The organism is Pectobacterium atrosepticum (assembly GCA_019056595.1).
Classification (GTDB): Bacteria; Pseudomonadota; Gammaproteobacteria; order Enterobacterales; family Enterobacteriaceae; genus Pectobacterium; species Pectobacterium atrosepticum.
Genome location: CP036163.1, coordinates 3490095 through 3508952, shown reverse-complemented (window position 1 = coordinate 3508952; position 18858 = coordinate 3490095). Strand labels below are relative to the sequence as shown.

Annotated in this window: 17 protein-coding genes and 1 tRNA gene; 4 read left to right on the top strand and 14 right to left on the bottom strand. The window is 51.3% G+C overall.

The genetic code is table 11. The annotated features are described in order from the left end of the window. Positions 1-46: 46 nt before the first annotated feature. Positions 47-826 carry a deoxyribose-phosphate aldolase gene (locus tag DCX48_16655; GenBank protein QXE16005.1) on the bottom strand — a complete coding sequence of 260 codons (780 nt, stop codon included), beginning with the start codon at positions 824-826 and terminating at the stop codon, positions 47-49. A 773-nt stretch (positions 827-1599) separates the two neighbouring features. Between DCX48_16655 and DCX48_16650 the strand changes: the two genes are divergently transcribed. Continuing rightward, positions 1600-1911: a GIY-YIG nuclease family protein gene (locus DCX48_16650; GenBank protein ID QXE16004.1), complete on the top strand. Its 312-nt coding sequence runs from the start codon at positions 1600-1602 to the stop codon at positions 1909-1911. On the opposite strand, the gene DCX48_16645 is transcribed toward DCX48_16650, so the two are convergent. Both DCX48_16645 and DCX48_16640 read right to left on the bottom strand, forming a co-directional pair. Then, positions 1895-2437, bottom strand: coding sequence for an N-acetyltransferase (locus DCX48_16645; GenBank protein ID QXE16003.1), 543 nt, complete (start codon positions 2435-2437; stop codon positions 1895-1897). The two genes, DCX48_16650 and DCX48_16645, sit on opposite strands and share 17 nt — an antisense overlap. Then, a complete protein-coding gene (locus DCX48_16640; GenBank protein ID QXE16002.1) occupies positions 2431-2955 on the bottom strand; it encodes an SCP2 domain-containing protein in 525 nt (174 codons plus the stop codon). Before DCX48_16640 ends, DCX48_16645 begins: the two co-directional genes overlap by 7 nt. 356 nt (positions 2956-3311) lie before the next feature. Between DCX48_16640 and DCX48_16635 the strand changes: the two genes are divergently transcribed. The 3 genes from DCX48_16635 to DCX48_16625 all read left to right on the top strand — a co-directional run bounded on the left by DCX48_16635 (position 3312) and on the right by DCX48_16625 (position 6370). Then, positions 3312-4307, top strand: coding sequence for a U32 family peptidase (locus tag DCX48_16635; GenBank protein QXE16001.1), 996 nt, complete (start codon positions 3312-3314; stop codon positions 4305-4307). Positions 4308-4318: 11 nt separating this feature from the next. Continuing rightward, positions 4319-5197 (top strand): U32 family peptidase, encoded by an 879-nt coding sequence (locus DCX48_16630; GenBank protein QXE16000.1) that lies wholly within the window; start codon positions 4319-4321, stop codon positions 5195-5197. 165 nt (positions 5198-5362) lie between these two features. Next, positions 5363-6370: an LLM class flavin-dependent oxidoreductase gene (locus DCX48_16625; GenBank protein QXE15999.1), complete on the top strand. Its 1008-nt coding sequence runs from the start codon at positions 5363-5365 to the stop codon at positions 6368-6370. A gap of 112 nt (positions 6371-6482) precedes the next feature. On the opposite strand, the gene DCX48_16620 is transcribed toward DCX48_16625, so the two are convergent. The 11 genes from DCX48_16620 to DCX48_16570 all read right to left on the bottom strand — a co-directional run bounded on the left by DCX48_16620 (position 6483) and on the right by DCX48_16570 (position 18803). Then, on the bottom strand, positions 6483-8405 hold the full coding sequence (locus DCX48_16620; protein ID QXE15998.1) for a DEAD/DEAH family ATP-dependent RNA helicase: 1923 nt from the start codon (positions 8403-8405) through the stop codon (positions 6483-6485). Continuing rightward, positions 8398-8475, bottom strand: coding sequence for a protein YrbN (gene yrbN / locus DCX48_16615; protein QXE17278.1), 78 nt, complete (start codon positions 8473-8475; stop codon positions 8398-8400). The genes DCX48_16620 and yrbN overlap by 8 nt, the downstream gene beginning before the upstream one ends. Positions 8476-8579: 104 nt before the next feature. Then, the gene (gene nlpI, locus DCX48_16610; protein ID QXE15997.1) at positions 8580-9464 is read right to left on the bottom strand and encodes a lipoprotein NlpI; all 885 of its coding nucleotides are present in this window, start codon (positions 9462-9464) and stop codon (positions 8580-8582) included. A gap of 135 nt (positions 9465-9599) precedes the next feature. After that, the gene (gene pnp, locus DCX48_16605) at positions 9600-11720 is read right to left on the bottom strand and encodes a polyribonucleotide nucleotidyltransferase (GenBank protein QXE15996.1); all 2121 of its coding nucleotides are present in this window, start codon (positions 11718-11720) and stop codon (positions 9600-9602) included. Positions 11721-11969: 249 nt separating this feature from the next. Next, positions 11970-12239, bottom strand: a complete 270-nt coding sequence (locus tag DCX48_16600; GenBank protein QXE15995.1) for a 30S ribosomal protein S15 — start codon at positions 12237-12239, stop codon at positions 11970-11972. A 121-nt stretch (positions 12240-12360) separates the two neighbouring features. Continuing rightward, positions 12361-13305, bottom strand: coding sequence for a tRNA pseudouridine(55) synthase TruB (gene truB, locus DCX48_16595; GenBank protein ID QXE15994.1), 945 nt, complete (start codon positions 13303-13305; stop codon positions 12361-12363). Further along, positions 13305-13703: a 30S ribosome-binding factor RbfA gene (gene rbfA / locus DCX48_16590; GenBank protein QXE15993.1), complete on the bottom strand. Its 399-nt coding sequence runs from the start codon at positions 13701-13703 to the stop codon at positions 13305-13307. Before rbfA ends, truB begins: the two co-directional genes overlap by 1 nt. A gap of 74 nt (positions 13704-13777) precedes the next feature. Continuing rightward, on the bottom strand, positions 13778-16480 hold the full coding sequence (locus DCX48_16585; GenBank protein ID QXE15992.1) for a translation initiation factor IF-2: 2703 nt from the start codon (positions 16478-16480) through the stop codon (positions 13778-13780). 25 nt (positions 16481-16505) lie between these two features. Continuing rightward, positions 16506-18035, bottom strand: a complete 1530-nt coding sequence (nusA, locus tag DCX48_16580; protein ID QXE15991.1) for a transcription termination/antitermination protein NusA — start codon at positions 18033-18035, stop codon at positions 16506-16508. A 21-nt stretch (positions 18036-18056) separates the two neighbouring features. Beyond that, entirely contained in the window at positions 18057-18509 is a 453-nt protein-coding gene (rimP, locus tag DCX48_16575; GenBank protein QXE15990.1) for a ribosome maturation factor RimP, read from the bottom strand. Between the two features lie 217 nt (positions 18510-18726). Further along, positions 18727-18803 (bottom strand) — tRNA-Met (locus tag DCX48_16570). Between the last annotated feature and the right edge of the window lie 55 nt (positions 18804-18858).

The following is an 18858-nucleotide window of genomic DNA, read 5'->3' as shown; positions in this document are numbered from 1 at the left end:
CAACAACATGATGTCACGAATAAAATAGTGCGCCGTGGCCGCATGATTAGTAGCTGCCCTGTGGGGCCGCTGCCGCGTGTCCGAGCGTTGTCAGCAGGCTCGCCAGCAAACTGGATGCGCCAAAGCGAAAATGCTGCGCATTCGCCCATTCAGCGCCCATGATATCGTCCGCCAGTTGCAGATAAATGGCGGCGTCTTCCGCGTTACGCACGCCGCCAGCGGCTTTAAAGCCGACATACTCACCCACGCCTTTATCGCGGATCGTCTTCAGCATGATCGAGGCACTCTCCGGCGTCGCGTTCACCGGCACTTTACCGGTTGAGGTTTTAATGAAGTCGGCACCCGCATCAATGACAATCTCGCTCGCCTGACGTATCAGCGTTTCCTGTTTCAGCTCGCCTGTCTCGATGATCACCTTCAGCAGCACGTGGGCATCCTGACATACGGCTTTGCATGCCTGCACCAGCTCAAAACCAATTTGCGCATTGCCTGCAATCAGTGCTCGGTAAGGGAATACGACATCAACTTCATCAGCGCCATAGGCTATCGCCGCTCTGGTTTCTGCAACAGCGATGTCAACATCATCATTGCCGTGCGGGAAGTTGGTCACCGTCGCAATACGGATATCCGGCGTACCCTGCTCACGCAGGATTTTTTTCGCCAGGGGGATAAAACGTGGATAGATACAGATAGCAGCAGTTTTTCCTGCCGGGCTATTTGCCTGACGGCAGAGTGCCGTCACTTTTTCATCCGTATCATCCTCATTCAGCGTGGTTAAATCCATCAACGCCAGCGCGCGCTGCGCGGCCGTGGTCAGCTTGGTCATACAACTCTCCAACTCGTCAGCCGGTCTAACCGGCCCTGAACATTAACTGGTGTAAAACCAGTACGTTTGGCGAGCGGACTTGGTTCCTTGAAGATAGCGCTCAGGAGAAACAACCTGTAGCGGCACCGAGATCCTTCTCGCCGCAGTCAACCTTCCTCTACCCTTCATCCTGTGATTATTTCAACACCGAAAGAACGATATCGAAAGAAACGCTTTATACACGTGGACATATCAGATATTTGAACACGCCATGCCGGACTATTTTGTGCATTCATTCACACTTGATGTAAGAGAAATGCAATAGATAATGATTATATGTGATTTTTATCACACATACTGCCCAGAATAAGGCCAAGCTGGGGAATAGCGCTGATAGCCTTGTCGACCAGCTCCGCCCTTCATAAATGAATAAAGAGGCGGCAGCACACAGTCGCAGATCGCCCAATGCTTCTGGTTGAAGTCATATATATACCCTAAATAATTCAAGTTTCAGGAAGGCGGCAAGCGAAGGAGTCCCGATGAGCTTACTCAAGTAAGTGATTCGGGTGACTGAACGCAGCCAACGCACATGCAGCTTGAAGTATGACGGGTATAGAATAAGCATAGCGGCTTCTCCCTAAGTACAGGGAGAAACTGTGGCAGAGCAGGCAAATTATTTCCTTACGGGAGGTTGCAATCCGTTTCACAACAGCGACGTGCTACTTCACGTAACAAGATAAGCACCCTACACTGACTGCCAATAAGACTGCTTCCGAGAAACCGCAGACAAAATCATGACTGAACACGCCGAACACTCCCGCTGGTATCTGTACATACTTCGCACGGTCGCCGGGGCGCTGTATACCGGTATCACGACGGATGTCAGCCGTCGCATGAATCAACATCAAGCAGGAAAAGGGGCAAAAGCACTGCGGGGGAAAGGGGAGTTGACGCTAGTGTTTCACTGTCTGGCAGGCGATCGTTCAAATGCACTTAAGCTGGAATACCGCATTAAGCAGTTAAGCAAAAACCAAAAAGAAAGGCTGGTACAAGACCAGCCTCAGGCGCTTTGTATTGATACGCTCTCAGCTAGAGAAAGCGGTTAAACGGCTCGGCGTATTCAACCAGCCCGATGGCATCTTCAAATCCACTTTCGCCTTCAGACGACTCTTCACCGGCAACCTGATTGTCCGCCAGTGGGTAGACCTGAAAAGTCGATTCGCTGTCCGGCCAGCGACAATGCAACTGGTGCTCCGTAGCCGGAACGAAACCAAAGCGGGAATAGTACGCAGGCTCACCCAGCACAACAACGGCGGTATAGCTAAATTCATTCAGCGCATCCAACCCTTCGTAGACCAGCTTCTCACCCACGCCCTGTCGACGCAGACTTTCGTCTACCGCCAACGGTGCAAGCGCTACCCACTGCCGATCCTCACCTTCGATCAGCACTGGGCTGAATGCGGCGTAGCCCACCACGCCACCTTCATCGTCGGTTGCCACGACGCCAAGCGTCAATAAGCCGTCTTCACGCAGTTGATGCACCAGATCGGCTTCTGCACCCGTAGGAAAAGAACGACGCAATAAGCTGTCGATCCCTGCCGCATCAACGGGAATTTCCACCCGAACTAGCATGATACTGGCGCGTGATTCGTTGTTTGCACTACGCCCTCCTGTAAGCCAGCTTCAACAAAGTTCGCCAGTTGTAGCAGACCAATACGCAGTGGCGCAGGCATAGCCTCCAGCTCAATGGCATCCATCAGGTTCTTCACATACAAACCTAATTCGGTGTCGCCCTCAATGCGCAGACGACGTTGGAAAAACAGCGAGTCGGGATCCTCTTTACGCGCGGCGATCAAAATCAGATCGTTTGCATCCGCACTGAAGCTGACATCTGGCGTCTCATCGTGGCTTACCACCAGACGCCCCTCACGCAGCGTCATAAACCACTGCAAACCGACATCACGCACTTCAATTTTCAGCCAGCGGCTTTCGAGAAATGCCAGATCGCCCTCTTCCAGCGCCTGACGGAACTGCCAGCCCAACATCTGTTCCAAAACCTGACGCTGTAGCGCAAAGGGAGTGAACTTGAGTGGCTTACCTAATAAGCTCGGTCCCTGACGCACAATCTGCGCTCGTAGTTTTTCCAACACTGGCGTACTCCTCTTAAAGCAATCTGACTGTTCAGATAATCTGCAAACATTTTGCCACATCCACCGCAAGCGGCAGAGGTCTATGTCAATAATTTAGTCGCTTATCCGATTATGCCCAACAGATTTTGTCCTTGCGCGACGATTAGCACCATTCACTGCCTTAAATCAAAGTCCTTACCTGATGGGTTAATTAAAATTTCCAATCGTTAACAACATTCATCGACTGATAAATAATCGCTTACGACGGCCCACAAAGGCGGCAGGCAGAACGCCCGTCATAAAAGCGGTCATCAGTCTGAACATCATTGATCGTACCGAGCCGCTACGGCTCCGAAGGGATTAATGAAGGATTGTATATGGAATTGCTTTGCCCCGCTGGTAATCTGCCAGCACTGAAAGCGGCCATCGATAATGGCGCGGATGCGGTCTATATCGGCCTGAAAGATGACACCAACGCACGTCATTTTGCCGGGCTGAATTTTACCGATAAGAAACTACAGGAAGCACGTGAGTACGTGCACCGCCATCGGCGTAAACTGCATATCGCCATCAATACGTTTGCTCACCCGAACGGCTATCAACGCTGGCAGCGCGCCGTGGATATGGCCGCGCAGGTCGGCGCCGATGTGCTGATCCTCGCCGACCTCGCCATGTTGGAATATGCCGCCGAGCGCTATCCAGACATCGAGCGCCACGTGTCGGTTCAGGCTTCCGCAACTAACACTGAAGCGATCCGTTTCTATCATCGTCATTTCGATGTCTCACGTATCGTGCTGCCGCGCGTGCTGTCCATTCATCAGGTGAAGCAAATCGCTCGCACCAGCCCAGTGCCGCTCGAAGTTTTCGCCTTCGGTAGCCTGTGCATCATGGCGGAAGGACGCTGCTATCTCTCTTCTTATCTGACGGGCGAATCACCGAATACCGTGGGTGCCTGCTCGCCTGCGCGGTTTGTACGCTGGCAGCAGACGGAAAACGGCATGGAATCGCGTCTGAACAATATCCTGATCGACCGCTATCAGGACGATGAAAACGCCGGTTATCCCACGTTGTGTAAAGGCCGCTATTTGGTCGATGGGCAGCGCTACCATGCACTGGAAGAACCAACCAGCCTGAACACGCTGGAGCTTCTGCCTGAACTGATCGCTGCCAATATTGCCTCCGTGAAGATAGAGGGTCGCCAGCGCAGCCCGGCCTACGTCAGCCAGATTACGCAGGTATGGCGACAGGCTATTGATCGCTGCCGTGCCAATCCTGAGACATTCGTACCCACTCAGGCTTGGATGGATGCATTAGGCGCAGTGGCAGAAGGCACGCAGACCACGCTTGGCGCGTATCATCGTAAATGGCAGTAGCAGGAGAACATATGAAATACGCATTAGGCAATATCCTCTACTATTGGCCGAAAGAAGACGTCGAGGCGTTTTATCAGGCCGCGGTGAACAGCAGCGCCGATATCGTTTATCTCGGCGAAACGGTGTGCAGCAAGCGCCGTCTGATGAAAGTGGCGGACTGGTTCCACGTTGCCCGCGAAGTCGCCAACAGCGGCAAGCAGGTGGTGATCTCTACCTTGGCACTCTTACAGGCACCGTCTGAACTCACGGAGTTAAGACGCTATGTGGAAAATGGCGAGTTCTTGCTGGAAGCTAACGATCTGGGCGCAGTCAACATCGCAGCCGAACGCAACCTGCCATTTGTCGCCGGACACGCGCTCAACTGCTACAACGCGTACACCCTACGTGTGCTGCACAAACAAGGCATGGTGCGCTGGTGCATGCCGGTCGAACTCTCTCGTGACTGGCTACAAAACCTGCTGAACCAGTGTGAAGAGCTTGGTTTTCGCCATCAGTTTGAAGTGGAAGTGCTCAGCTATGGCCATTTGCCATTAGCCTATTCCGCACGTTGCTTCACCGCCCGCTCAGAAGATCGGCCGAAAGATGAATGCGAAACCTGCTGCCTTAGCTACCCGCAAGGCAGGAAAATGCTGTCGCAGGAGAATCAGCAGGTCTTTGTCCTCAATGGCATCCAGACGCAAAGCGGCTATTGCTACAACCTCGGCAACGAGCTGACGTCAATGCGGGATTTGGTCGATATTGTCCGGCTGTCTCCAAACGACATCACCACTCCGGCTATGTTGGATACCTTCCGCGCCAACGAACAAGGCAATATGCCATTAACGCTGCAAAATCAGGCCGATTGTAACGGCTACTGGCGTCGCGTCGCCGGCCTTGAGCTCGTTCAATAACTCACATCCTGTCAGGGCGGCCAACCGCCCTTTCCTTCCTAAGCGCACCTTTGAACTACGTATAACCGCGACATTCCATCATACTGCTCTGACTTTCATCATTGACTGACAGCGTTAGCATCTATCGACAAGGTAGAGTCAGTGAACAACAAAGTGAGCCATATTATGTCCACACCTTCTCAATCCGCTGTGTTTTCCGTCCTCGATCTTGCGCCGATTCCGCAAGGTGCGACAGCACGTGACGCCTTCCATCGCTCGCTGGATCTGGCACAACATACAGAAAAATGGGGCTATCACCGATATTGGCTAGCGGAACACCACAGCATGACCGGTATCGCCAGTGCAGCAACATCGGTGCTTCTCGGCTATCTTGCTTCGGGTACGCAGCGCATCCGTCTCGGTTCTGGTGGAGTTATGCTGCCGAACCACTCGCCGCTCGTCATCGCCGAGCAGTTCGGTACATTGGAATCGCTGTATCCTGGCCGTATCGATTTGGGATTAGGCCGCGCACCCGGGACCGATCAACGCACCATGATGGCACTACGTCGTCACCTTAATGGCGATATCGAAGATTTCCCACGCGATGTGCAGGAACTACAGCGCTACTTCGCTGATGCACAACCGGGTCAGGCAGTACAGGCCGTCCCAGGACAAGGTTTACACGTTCCGATCTGGCTACTGGGTTCTAGCCTGTACAGTGCACAGCTGGCAGCAAGACTGGGTTTACCTTTCGCCTTTGCTGCCCATTTTGCACCCGATATGTTGCTGGAAGCATTCCGCCTCTACCGTGAGAATTTTGTCCCTTCAGCCACCCACGCCAAGCCTTACGCGATGGTTTGCATCAATGTGGTTGCAGCCGATAGCGATCGGGATGCACGCTTCCTCTTCACTTCGATGCAGCAACAGTTCATCAACCTACGCCGTGGCACACCGGGCCCGCTGCCCGCACCAGTAGAAAACATCAGCACAGTCGGGTCACCTGCCGAACAGTTTGGCACTGAGCAAGCCTTACGGCTGTCGATTGTCGGCGATCGCACGAAAGTCCGTCATGGGTTACAGAGTCTTTTGCGTGAAACTCAGGCAGATGAAGTGATGATTAATGGTCAGATCTTTGACCATCAAGCACGTTTACAATCTTTTGAAATTGCGATGGATGTGCAGAAGACGCTCTGACATATATAGATAGATTTATTGCAGCCAAAAAAAAACGACCCGTGAACGGGTCGTTTTGCATTGCAGCTTATTTCGTTGAAACAATCCGCATTAAAACAAATTGTATTGAAGCTTACGCGTCAGCAGGACGACGACGTGGAGCACGCGGTGCCGCATCACGGTTGACAGAACGTTCACGACGCTCACCGCCGTTAGCGTTACCTTCACGGCGTTCACCACCACCGAAAGAGCGACGTGGAGCTGCGCCATCACGACGTTCACCACCCGTACCAGCACCAGCAGGACGGCTGCCGCCACGACGTTCTGGCTGTGCTACTGCATCACCCAGCAATTGCATATTCATTGGTTTGTTCAGAATACGCGTGCGGGTAAAGTGTGATAGCAGGTCGCCCGGCATACCTTTCGGCAGTTCGATCGTCGAATGAGACCCGAACAGCTTGATGTTACCGATGTAGCGGCTGCTGATATCACCTTCGTTGGCGATAGCACCAACGATATGACGTACTTCAACACCGTCATCACGACCCACTTCGATACGATACAGTTCCATTTCACCCGACTCACGACGCTCACGGCGTTGTGGACGGTCACCGTCACGGGGTTCACGGGAATCGCGAGCATCGCGAGCATCGCGGGGTTCACGGCGACGATCGCCACGTGAATCACTACGAGACTCATCACGATCGCGGAATTCGCGGCGAGGACGGAATGCCGGTTCCGGCGGCAGAATCAGAGGACGTTCACCCTGCGCCATTTTCAGCAGAGCAGCAGCCAGCGTTTCGATATCCAGCTCTTCCTGCGGTTGCAGCTTCGTCAGCAGAGCGCGGTACATATCCAAGTCGCTGCTTTCCAGCTGTAGCTGTACTTTTGCAGCAAATTTAGCCAGACGGCGTTGCCCCAACAATTCCGCATTTGGCAATTCCACTTCAGGAATCGCCAGCTTCATTGTGCGTTCAACGTTGCGCAGCAGGCGACGCTCGCGGTTTTCTACAAACAGCAATGCGCGACCAGCACGACCAGCACGACCGGTACGACCAATACGGTGCACGTAAGACTCGGAGTCCATCGGGATATCGTAGTTGACTACCAGACTGATACGCTCAACGTCCAGACCACGCGCCGCAACGTCGGTCGCAATCAGGATATCCAGACGACCATCTTTCAGGCGCTCCAGCGTTTGCTCACGCAGCGCTTGGTTCATGTCACCGTTTAGCGCGGCACTGTTATAACCACTACGTTCCAACGCTTCGGCCACTTCCAGCGTAGCATTCTTGGTACGAACGAAAATAATCGCCGCATCAAAATCTTCAGCTTCAAGGAAACGAACCAGCGCTTCATTTTTACGCATACCTTGCACCGTCCAGTAGCTCTGGCTGATGTCTGGACGCGTAGTCACGCTTGATTGGATGCGAACTTCCTGTGGATCTTTCATGAAACGACGCGTAATGCGGCGAATCGCTTCTGGCATGGTTGCAGAGAACAGTGCAGTTTGATGCGTAGCAGGGATCTGAGCCATGATGTTTTCAACATCTTCGATGAAGCCCATACGCAGCATTTCATCAGCTTCATCCAGTACCAGACCACTCAGGTTGGACAGATCCAGCGTACCGCGTTTCAGGTGGTCCAGCAGACGACCTGGAGTACCAACAACAATCTGTGCTCCACCACGCAAAGCGCGCAGTTGAACGTCATAACGCTGGCCGCCGTACAGTGCAACAACGTTAACGCCGTGCATATGCTTGGCAAAATCACTACAAGCTTCAGCAACCTGAACAGCCAGTTCACGGGTTGGAGCCAACACCAACATCTGCGGCGCTTTTAACTCAGGTTTTAAATTATTGAGTAATGGCAGAGCAAAAGCCGCAGTTTTACCACTGCCGGTCTGTGCCATACCCAGCACATCGCGACCGTTCAGCAGGTGAGGAATACATTCAGCCTGAATCGGCGATGGTTTTTCATAGCCCAGATCGGTCAGGGCATTAATAATAGGAGCAGACAGCCCCAAATCGGAAAAAGAAGTAAATAAATCAGTCATGTACACGTGCCTCATTAGACATGGCGGCCAGTCTACATAACTTGTCGTGAAAATTTTCAGTCATTTTCATTGAAAAGTGTGAACCGGCTCAAATTGGATTAAAAAGCGAACAAAAAAGCCCTCACCCGTGAAGGTGATAACCGAAGTTTTTCAGGCTGATTAAGTGTTCGTCAGCTATTGCTGGTCCGATCCTGATAGGTCGTCTTGCTCTTGGCCTAATAGCGCCAATTCCAACAATGCATAGCGGTGCTCAACAAAGTTATGGACGTTGTTGGCAACCGTCAGCTTGAACAGCGCCAAAGCGGTGTTCTTGTCCCCCAGACTTAGGTAGTGCTTACCTAAATAGAAGTCAGTTTCACTGAGATGCTCAGCGAGCGAAGTGTTATTCGTAGCTTCTTCCTGTAAACGCTGCATCAGTGTTTTTTCACTGATACTGCCCAGGTAGAATTCGACAATATTCCATCCCCAAGGCCCTTTCTTGACGTCGTCATAGCGTTTCTTCAACGCAATTTTGGCCGTCTCTGGATTGATTTCTCGCTCCACAAGATACAGCCATAACGAACGGAAAGGATCATTCGGATCGTCTCGATAAAACGCCAGCAGATCATCCTGCGCTAACAGATAGCGACCGCCATAATACAAAGCGATGCCACGGTTTAAACGCGCGTAATTGTAAGTTGGATCAAGCTCTAGTACAGAATCAAACGCTTCATAGGCAGCATCAAAATTGCTTGCCTGCGTTAAATAGATACCCAAATAGTTAAAAACTTCTGGAATATCAGGGCGGATAGTCAGCGCTTGTGAAAAATCATTCCGCGCTAATGCCCGTAACCCGAGACTATCATACAGCACTCCGCGCTCATATAATAGCTGTGCTCGCTCATCATCGGTTAATGCCCGGCTTGCAAGGATTTGTTCCATGCGTGCCAGGATCACTTCCTGCTGTAAAGTCGGCTGTAACGGAATCGCCAATACTGCGTCTTTACGCCAATCCGTGTTGCTGCATCCTGCCAGCATGAGTGCTGTTGCAACATAACACCAGCGCAAGAAAGGCTTCATTTCCCACTCCCGAAGACAAACATTGGATGAACATCCTGTCCCGGACCGCTCAACGCAAGGACATCCATATCCTTACGATACACGCAGCACCTTGCCATAATCAGGCAAGGTGCCATAAGACCGTTTTAACAGTCGTTATTCCTCAGAAGACGGGGCTGCCGCTTCCTGAGTTTGCGGATTGGCTTCTTTGATGCTTAAGCGCACGCGGCCCTGACGATCAACTTCCAGAACCTTGACCGGCACTTCCTGACCCATCTGCAGATAGTCAGTCACTTTCTCTACGCGCTTGTCTGCGATCTGAGAAATATGCACCAAGCCTTCTTTACCGCCGCCGATAGCAACGAAAGCACCAAAATCAACGATGCGGGTAACTTTACCCTGATACACGCGGCCGACTTCGATTTCGGCAGTGATCTCTTCAATACGACGAATCGCGTGTTTCGCTTTTTCGCCGTCGGTTGAAGCAATCCTCACAGTACCATCGTCTTCAATTTCAATAGTCGTGCCCGTTTCTTCCGTCAGCGCACGAATCACAGAACCACCTTTACCGATCACGTCTTTAATCTTATCGGTACTGATTTTGATGGTGTGAATACGTGGTGCAAATTCGGAGATATCGCCACGCGGCGTGCTGATTGCCTGCTCCATCACACCCAGAATGTGCAAACGCGCACCTTTGGCTTGATTCAAAGCAACCTGCATGATCTCACGAGTAATCCCTTCGATCTTGATATCCATTTGCAGCGCGGTGATACCTTCACGGCTACCAGCAACCTTGAAGTCCATATCGCCTAGGTGGTCTTCGTCACCCAGAATGTCGGACAGCACAACAAAGTTGTCGCCTTCTTTCACCAGACCCATCGCGATACCCGCAACGGCTGATTTAATTGGCACACCTGCATCCATCAGCGCCAGAGAAGCACCGCAGACAGACGCCATGGAAGAAGAACCGTTAGATTCCGTGATTTCAGACACCACACGCACGGTGTACGGGAATTCGTTCGCCTTTGGCATTACAGCTAACACGCCGCGCTTAGCCAGACGACCGTGACCGATTTCACGGCGCTTAGGCGAACCAACCATACCGGTTTCGCCGACACAGTACGGAGGGAAGTTGTAGTGCAGCAGGAAGCGATCGGTACGTTCACCGGTCAGTTCATCGATATTCTGCGCGTCACGCTCAGTACCCAGCGTTGCAGTTACCAATGCCTGCGTTTCACCACGGGTGAACAATGCAGAACCGTGGGTACGCGGCAGTACGCCAGTACGCACATCCAGACCACGAATCATGTCTTTTTCACGGCCATCGATACGCGGTTCGCCAGCCAGTACACGGCCACGCACAACGTTTTTCTCAATGTTGCCCAGAATTTCCTGGATCTCACCGGCATTCAGCGTTTCATCTTCGGCTTGCAGAGCGGCAACAACGTCAGTTTTGATAACGTTAACTTGTGCATAACGCTCTTGTTTTTCGGTAATGCGGTAAGCGTCACCCAAACGTGCTTCAGACAGAGCCTGTACGCGCTGCTCTAAAGAAACATTAACTTCTGGCGCATGCCATTCCCACTTCGGTTTGCCAGCTTCTGCAACCAGTGAGTTGATGTTTTCGATAACGATTTGCTGTTGCTCGTGGCCAAAAACCACCGCACCGAGCATCTGATCTTCACTCAGCAATTCAGCTTCGGATTCCACCATCAGAACGGCGCCTTGTGTACCTGCAACGACCAGATCCAGACGGCTTTCTTTCAGTTCATCTGTCGTTGGGTTCAGGACATACTGGTCGTTCAGGTAACCGACGCGTGCAACACCGATAGGGCCGCTGAACGGGATACCAGACAGGCTCAGCGCCGCAGAAGCACCAATCATAGCAACGATATCAGGGCTAACCTGTGGGTTGACGGAAACCACAGTCGCAATCACCTGAACTTCATTCAGGAAGCCTTCTGGGAACAGAGGGCGAATCGGACGGTCAATCAGACGGGAAGTCAGCGTTTCGCCTTCACTTGGACGACCTTCACGGCGGAAAAAACCACCGGGGAAACGTCCAGCAGCGTAGGTACGCTCCTGATAGTTAACCGTCAATGGGAAGAAACTTTGGCCGGGTTTAGCGCTTTTAGCGCCGACAACGGTAACGAATACCGCTGTGTCATCCATGCTTACCATCACAGCGGCGGTTGCCTGGCGTGCCATCATACCTGTCTCTAATGTGACGGTATGCTGACCATATTGAAACTTACGAACGATCGGATTCAGCAAAATAATATCCTTAGCTGGGGCGCGTTACACGTATTCAAGATAAACGCACCAGTGAACTCCCGACCTTTGCACTACATTCTCACGACTAATGACAACCCTTATCTTGCTTATGCAGATAAAGCCTCTCATTAGCCGCGCGAACCTCTGTAATGAAAGATCCTATTAACAACAATACACTACTCTGTTTTGCTAATGCTTCCTAGAAGAAAGGGGCCAAAAGAGGCCCCTTCCCACTGAAACGCAGAAGACTTAGCGACGCAGACCCAGACGCGCGATCAGACTGGTGTAACGTGCTACATCTTTACGCTTCAGGTAGTCCAGCAGCTTACGACGCTGAGAAACCATACGCAGCAGACCACGACGGCTGTGGTGATCTTTTTTGTGCTCAGAAAAGTGGCCTTGCAGATGGTTGATCTGCGCAGTCAGCAAAGCAACCTGAACTTCAGTAGAACCACTATCGTTAGTGCCACGACCGAAGTCTGCTACGATTTTAGCTTTAGCTTCAACACTTAGAGACATTGTAATACTCCAACATTATAGATAAAAAAACAGGCGCCGATCTCTAATTCAGCCACCCAATAGTCAAGCCGCGCTATTCTACCTTCAGCATTCTGCGATAGCAAGGCAGCAACGGGCGGATTTACACCGGAAACTCAACAACCAAACGCCGTGGTGCAACGCGGCCATCGCCGTCAATTTCGCCCATTCCGATAAATTTGTGCGCATCACCTTCGGTGATCCTCACCATGCCGTTCAACGGCGCATTCGCTGCCTGAACGGCTTGTCCCAACTTCAAATAGCCTGCAACAACTAGCGGCAAATTCACTTCAGGGAAATCAATAACCGGGCTTTCCATCGGCATGAGCAACGAATCAAGGCTCAGCGAAAGTGAGTGCTCTTGCGTCTGAGCCTGCTCGGCCAATGCCGCTAGCTGCTCTAGCGTCACCATTCTTTCGGTAGGATAAATAGCAACCTGCAAGCGGCGCAGGTAAATCACATGCGCGCCACAGCCCAACTGTTCACCCAGATCGTCAATAATGGTACGGATGTACGTCCCTTTCGAGCAGTGAATTTCCAGTTCCAGCTCATCACCTTCCCAGCGAATGAACTGAAGTTCATACACGGTGATTTCACGCGCTTCACGCGGAACCGTCAGCCCCTGACGTGCATACTCATACAGCTTACGCCCCTGATATTTCAGCGCCGAGTACATGGATGGCACTTGCTGCGTGGTGCCGCGAAAGCTCTCCAGTGCGAGTTCCAGATCCGTAGCAGAAAAACCAATAGCACGTTCTTCGATCACGTTACCGTCGGCATCAGAGGTGTCGGTTCGTTGCCCAAGCCGAGCAATGACACGGTAGCGTTTATCAGAATCCAGCAAATATTGAGAAAACTTCGTCGCTTCCCCAAGACAAATCGGCAGCATACCGGTTGCTAATGGATCCAACGCACCCGTATGTCCCGCTCTGTTAGCGTTAAAAATCCGTTTTACTTTCTGCAAAACATCATTAGACGACACGCCCTGCGGCTTATCTAATAACAATACGCCGTGTACATCACGGCCACGGCGACGAGGACGACTCATTAATCCTCCTGATCTTCACCCGTAACAGAACGACGTTCCGTATCATTTCTGACCACATTGGTCACCAGATTGGACATTCTCATCCCTTCAACCAATGAGTTGTCATAGGAGAACGTCAATTCTGGAACAACGCGCAGGCGCATTGCTTTGCCGATCATCATACGGATAAAGCCAGACGCATCTTGCAGTGCTTTCACCGCTATTTTAACTTGCTCTGGCTCGTTATCATTCAGGAAGGTCACAAAGACCTTGGCATACGCTAAATCGCGAGACACTTCGACACCGGATACGGTCGCCATGCCGATGCGCGGATCTTTCACTTCACGTTGAATGATAATGGCGATTTCTTTTTGCATTTCCTGCGCAACGCGCTGGGTGCGGCTGAATTCTTTTGCCATGATAAATCCTCCAGTAAAAATCGGGGGGCACTAGGCCCCCCTTACGAATCACTTACGTCGTCGCTGAAAACGGATTACGCGATCGTACGTTTGATCTCAATCGTTTCAAAGACTTCGATCATATCGCCTGGGCGAACGTCGTTGTAGTTCTTCACGCCGATGCCACATTCCATACCGTTACGGACTTCGTTAACGTCATCTTTAAAGCGGCGCAGAGATTCCAACTCGCCTTCATAGATAACCACGTTGTCACGCAGTACACGGATCTTGTTGTGACGTTTAACGATACCTTCAGTCACCATACAGCCAGCGACAGCGCCAAATTTCGGTGATTTAAAGACGTCACGTACTTCGGCCAGACCGATGATCTCTTGCTTATATTCCGGCGCCAGCATACCGCTCATCGCCTGTTTCACTTCGTCGATCAAATCATAGATGACGGAGTAATAACGCAGATCCAAGCTTTCCGCTTCAACTACGCGGCGAGCTGATGCATCTGCACGAACGTTAAAGCCAAGGATAATCGCATTCGATGCCGCTGCCAGCGTGGCGTCCGTTTCTGTGATACCGCCCACACCGGAACCGACGATCTTCACTTTCACTTCATCAGTAGACAGTTTCTGCAGTGAATCGGAAATCGCTTCGCAAGAGCCCTGAACGTCAGATTTCAGAACGATGTTCAGTTCAGAAACTTCACCTTCTGTCATGTTAGCAAACATGTTTTCCAGTTTAGATTTCTGCTGACGAGCCAGTTTGACTTCACGGAATTTACCCTGACGATACAAGGCAACTTCACGTGCTTTCTTCTCGTCACGAACAACCGTGGCTTCATCACCTGCGGCAGGGACACCGGACATACCGAGAATTTCTACAGGAATAGAAGGACCTGCGGACGTAATTTCACGACCTAACTCATCACGCATCGCACGGATACGGCCATATTCAAAGCCGCACAGAACGATATCGCCTTTATTCAGCGTACCTTCACGAACCAGTACGGTTGCAACCGGGCCACGACCTTTATCCAGGAAGGATTCGATCACTACACCGTTTGCCATGCCGCTGCGGACAGCTTTCAGTTCCAGAACTTCGGCCTGCAACAGAATCGCATTCAGCAGTTCGTCGATACCCGTACCAGCTTTAGCGGATACGTGGACAAACTGAGATTCACCGCCCCACTCTTCCGGCATGATACCGTACTGAGACAGCTCGGTTTTCACACGGTCTGGATCGGCATCAGGCTTATCGATTTTGTTTACTGCGACAACAACAGGAACCTGCGCCGCTTTCGCGTGCTGGATAGCTTCGATTGTCTGAGGCATCACGCCATCATCTGCCGCCACAACCAGTACCACGATATCCGTAGCCTGAGCACCACGAGCACGCATTGCGGTAAACGCGGCGTGTCCCGGTGTATCCAGGAACGTAATCATACCGTTGTCTGTTTCAACGTGGTAAGCACCGATATGCTGGGTAATACCACCCGCTTCGCCTGCTGCTACCTTGGTTGAACGGATATAGTCAAGCAGAGAGGTTTTACCGTGGTCGACGTGACCCATGATGGTCACGACCGGCGCGCGGAATTCCGCAGCAACACCCATGTCACGGTCGCTCATTACGGCTTCTTCCAGCTCGTTCTCACGACGCAGGATGACTTTATGGCCCATCTCTTCCGCAACGAGTTGCGCGGTTTCCTGGTCGATGACCTGGTTGATGGTTGCCATCGCACCCAGTCTCATCATCGTTTTGATGACCTGAGAGCCTTTAACTGCCATTTTGTTAGCCAGTTCAGCAACAGTAACGGTTTCACCAATCACAACATCACGGTTAACCGCCTGAACAGGCTTATTGAAGCTCTGCTGCAGTGAACTTGGCTTACGCTTGCCTTTACCGCCACGGGTAACAGCACGCGCTTCTTCACGGTCAGCTTTAGACTCAGACTGACGATTGCCTTTCTTCTGCTTGGTTACTTTAGCAGCACGGGTGCGAGTACGGCGTTCACCTTCAACCTGACGGTCGTTTTCATCTTCCGCTTCACGGGCATGATGAGACGTCGTCACGTGATAATCGGCAGATTCTTCAGGTTTAGTCGCGCTTTCCGCTTCCCAACGCCCGGCGTTTTCTTCAGCCATACGGCGAGCTTCTTCAGCAATACGACGTGCTTCTTCTTCAACTTTAAGACGTGCAGTTTCTTCTGCTTTACGCTTAAGTTCGGCAGCTTCCGCTTCGCGTTTCGCTTTCTCAGACTGAGCTGGCTTGGTCATATTTTCGTTTTGTTGGTTCGTCACTTTTTCTTTTTCCGCTACATCACGCTTAGCTTTTTCGGCGGCTTCACGTTTGGCTTGCTCGTCGGCAGCACGCTTCGCTTTCTCAGCAGTTTCGCGCAGATCGGCCTCGCGTTTAACCTGCTCTTCAGCGGCACGTTGTGCCTGTTCTTCCGCTTCACGCCGTGCCTGCTCTTCCTCTTCAGCCTGTTGGGCCTCAATCGGATCGCGTTTTACATAAGTGCGTGTCTTGCGGACTTCGATCTGCACCGACTTACTTTTACCGCCAGTGCTAGGGACATTTAACGTGCTGCGCGTTTTGCGTTGCAGCGTCAATTTACTCGGCGCATTACCGCGATCGCGGTTCAAATGCGCTAATAACGTTTCTTTTTCATGCTGGGTCACAGAGTCCGATGCAGACTTGGTCATTCCCGCATCAGCAAACTGCTGTACCAGGCGGTCAACCGGAGTTTGAATCTCTGCGGCCAGCGATTTTACGGTTACATCTGTCATGCTGTTCCTTTCCTGCTACAGTTCGTTATTCGTTGTCGTCGCCAAACCAACAGATATTACGTGCGGCCATAATCAATTCGCCCGCTTGCTCATCATTGAGCTCTTCAATATCTGTCAGGTCGTCAACGCCCTGTTCAGCAAGATCTTCCAGCGTACAAACACCGATCGCAGCAAGCTTGAACGCCAACTCACGCGACAGCCCAGGCAAGCTAAGCAAGTCTTCAGCAGGTTGACCGTCACCAAGGCTTTCTTCATGCGCCAGTGCCAGCGTTGTTAATGCAGCTTTAGCACGTTCACGCAATGCTTCAACGGTTTCTTCATCAAAGCCTTCGATAGCCAACAGTTCCTTGATTGGCACGTAGGCCAATTCTTCAAGTGAAGAGAAACCTTCTTCAACCAGCACAGTCGCAAACTCTTCATCAATATCAAGGTGCTTGGTAAAGACGTCGATTGCAGCATGTGCTTCGGCCTGATGCTTGGCTTGAAGATCTTCCACTGTCATCACGTTCAGTTCCCAACGATCTTCTGAACGATGCTGTTTCAACAGTTGGGAAGCCAGACGTACGTTCTGCCCGTTTCGACCAATCGCCTGAGCCAGATTGCTCGACTCAACAGCGATATCCATCGTGTAGGTATCTTCATCAACGACGATCGATACCACATCAGCAGGTGCCATTGCATTGATCACAAACTGTGCTGGGTTGTCATCCCACAGAATGACATCAATACGCTCGCCGCCCAGTTCACTGGAAACGGCCTGTACACGCGCACCGCGCATACCGACACAAGCACCGACAGGATCGATACGCTTGTCATTCGTCTTCACTGCAATTTTCGCACGTGAACCCGGATCGCGGGCCGCTGCCTTAATCTCGATAATTTCTTCACCGATTTCTGGCACTTCAATGCGGAAGAGTTCAACCAGCATTTCCGGACGGGAACGGCTGACAAACAGTTGAGCACCGCGAGCTTCGGGACGAACAGAGTACAGTACGCCACGAATACGGTCGCCAGGGCGGAAATTTTCACGAGGCAGCATATCTTCACGGCCAATTACCGCTTCTGCACTGGTGTTAGAACCATCGATTGGTCTGACTTCAAGCGAAATATTATCACGGTTTACCTTCTTCACGACACCGGTGATAATTTCGCCTTCTTGTTGACGGAACTGATCAACAACCATCGCACGTTCAGCTTCACGAACTTTCTGTACGATAACCTGTTTTGCTGTTTGCGTCGTAATACGGTCAAAGGTTACGGATTCGATTTGATCTTCAACGTAACCGCCAACATCAAGAGAAGGATCTTCAAATTGCGCAGCATCAAGCGTAATTTCGCGAGTTGGCAGAGTGACTTCATTCACCACTAACCAACGACGGAAGGTATCAAAATCGCCCGTTTTGCGATCAATACTGACGCGTACATCAATTTCCTGCTCGTATTTTTTCTTGGTCGCTGTCGCCAGTGCGGTTTCCAACGCTTCAAAAATCTTCTCGCGCGGAAGGGATTTCTCATTGGAAACTGCTTCAACAACAGCCAGAATCTCTTTGTTCATCCTAGTTGCCTCATCCAAACTTTAAAAGTGGGGTACAAGATTCGCTTTCTGAATGTTGCTCAGTGCGAATACTTCATCTTTGCCTTCCACTGTTATGGTGATCATTTCGCCGTCAACAGCTTTGATCACACCCAACCATTTACGGCGATTCTGGACTGCCATACGCAGCACCACTGCCACCTCTTCTCCGACGAAATGCAGATAATGTGCCGCCGTGAATAAGGGACGCTCAAGACCTGGAGACGAAACTTCCAGGTTATAGGCGACAGTGATTGGATCTTCTACGTCCAATACCGCACTGACTTGGTGGCTGACATCAGCACAATCATCAACAGTGATCCCGTCTTCACTATCAATATAGATACGCAGCGTCGATTGGCGACTACGGATGAACTCAATCCCAACCAATTCGTAGCCTAATGCAGCAACGGGTGCTGAAATCATCTCTGTTAATTTTTGCTCTAATGTGGACAAGTCCACCCCCAAGACATAAAAAAAGGGCCTAATAGCCCAGTTGTTTGTTGCCAAATAACAAAAAACCCCGATAAATCGGGGCTTTATGCAACTGGACCCTAATACCGCTTACAAACGCGGCATAACTTTCGGTGAAGGATTTTTTCAAAAATCACTGCAAAAAGAGATAGAAATTGAGTGAAGACGTATTTGAAAAAACACTTTACTGGAAGTTAAGTGGTTGCGGGGGCCGGATTTGAACCGACGACCTTCGGGTTATGAGCCCGACGAGCTACCAGGCTGCTCCACCCCGCGTCCGAAAACGTGGCAAATACTACGCTGACAACTGCATAAATGCAAGTTATCCATA

Excerpts from the sequence above, each read along its gene's own strand:
- DCX48_16655 (QXE16005.1), bottom strand. The coding sequence starts at position 826 with ATGACCAAGCTGACCACGGCCGCGCAGCGCGCGCTGGCGTTGATGGAT.
- DCX48_16650 (QXE16004.1), top strand. The coding sequence starts at position 1,600 with ATGACTGAACACGCCGAACACTCCCGCTGGTATCTGTACATACTTCGC.
- DCX48_16645 (QXE16003.1), bottom strand. The coding sequence starts at position 2,437 with ATGCTAGTTCGGGTGGAAATTCCCGTTGATGCGGCAGGGATCGACAGC.
- DCX48_16635 (QXE16001.1), top strand. The coding sequence starts at position 3,312 with ATGGAATTGCTTTGCCCCGCTGGTAATCTGCCAGCACTGAAAGCGGCC.
- DCX48_16630 (QXE16000.1), top strand. The coding sequence starts at position 4,319 with ATGAAATACGCATTAGGCAATATCCTCTACTATTGGCCGAAAGAAGAC.
- DCX48_16625 (QXE15999.1), top strand. The coding sequence starts at position 5,363 with ATGTCCACACCTTCTCAATCCGCTGTGTTTTCCGTCCTCGATCTTGCG.
- DCX48_16620 (QXE15998.1), bottom strand. The coding sequence starts at position 8,405 with ATGACTGATTTATTTACTTCTTTTTCCGATTTGGGGCTGTCTGCTCCT.
- yrbN (QXE17278.1), bottom strand. The coding sequence starts at position 8,475 with ATGAAAATGACTGAAAATTTTCACGACAAGTTATGTAGACTGGCCGCC.
- nlpI (QXE15997.1), bottom strand. The coding sequence starts at position 9,464 with ATGAAGCCTTTCTTGCGCTGGTGTTATGTTGCAACAGCACTCATGCTG.
- DCX48_16600 (QXE15995.1), bottom strand. The coding sequence starts at position 12,239 with ATGTCTCTAAGTGTTGAAGCTAAAGCTAAAATCGTAGCAGACTTCGGT.
- truB (QXE15994.1), bottom strand. The coding sequence starts at position 13,305 with ATGAGTCGTCCTCGTCGCCGTGGCCGTGATGTACACGGCGTATTGTTA.
- rbfA (QXE15993.1), bottom strand. The coding sequence starts at position 13,703 with ATGGCAAAAGAATTCAGCCGCACCCAGCGCGTTGCGCAGGAAATGCAA.
- DCX48_16585 (QXE15992.1), bottom strand. The coding sequence starts at position 16,480 with ATGACAGATGTAACCGTAAAATCGCTGGCCGCAGAGATTCAAACTCCG.
- nusA (QXE15991.1), bottom strand. The coding sequence starts at position 18,035 with ATGAACAAAGAGATTCTGGCTGTTGTTGAAGCAGTTTCCAATGAGAAA.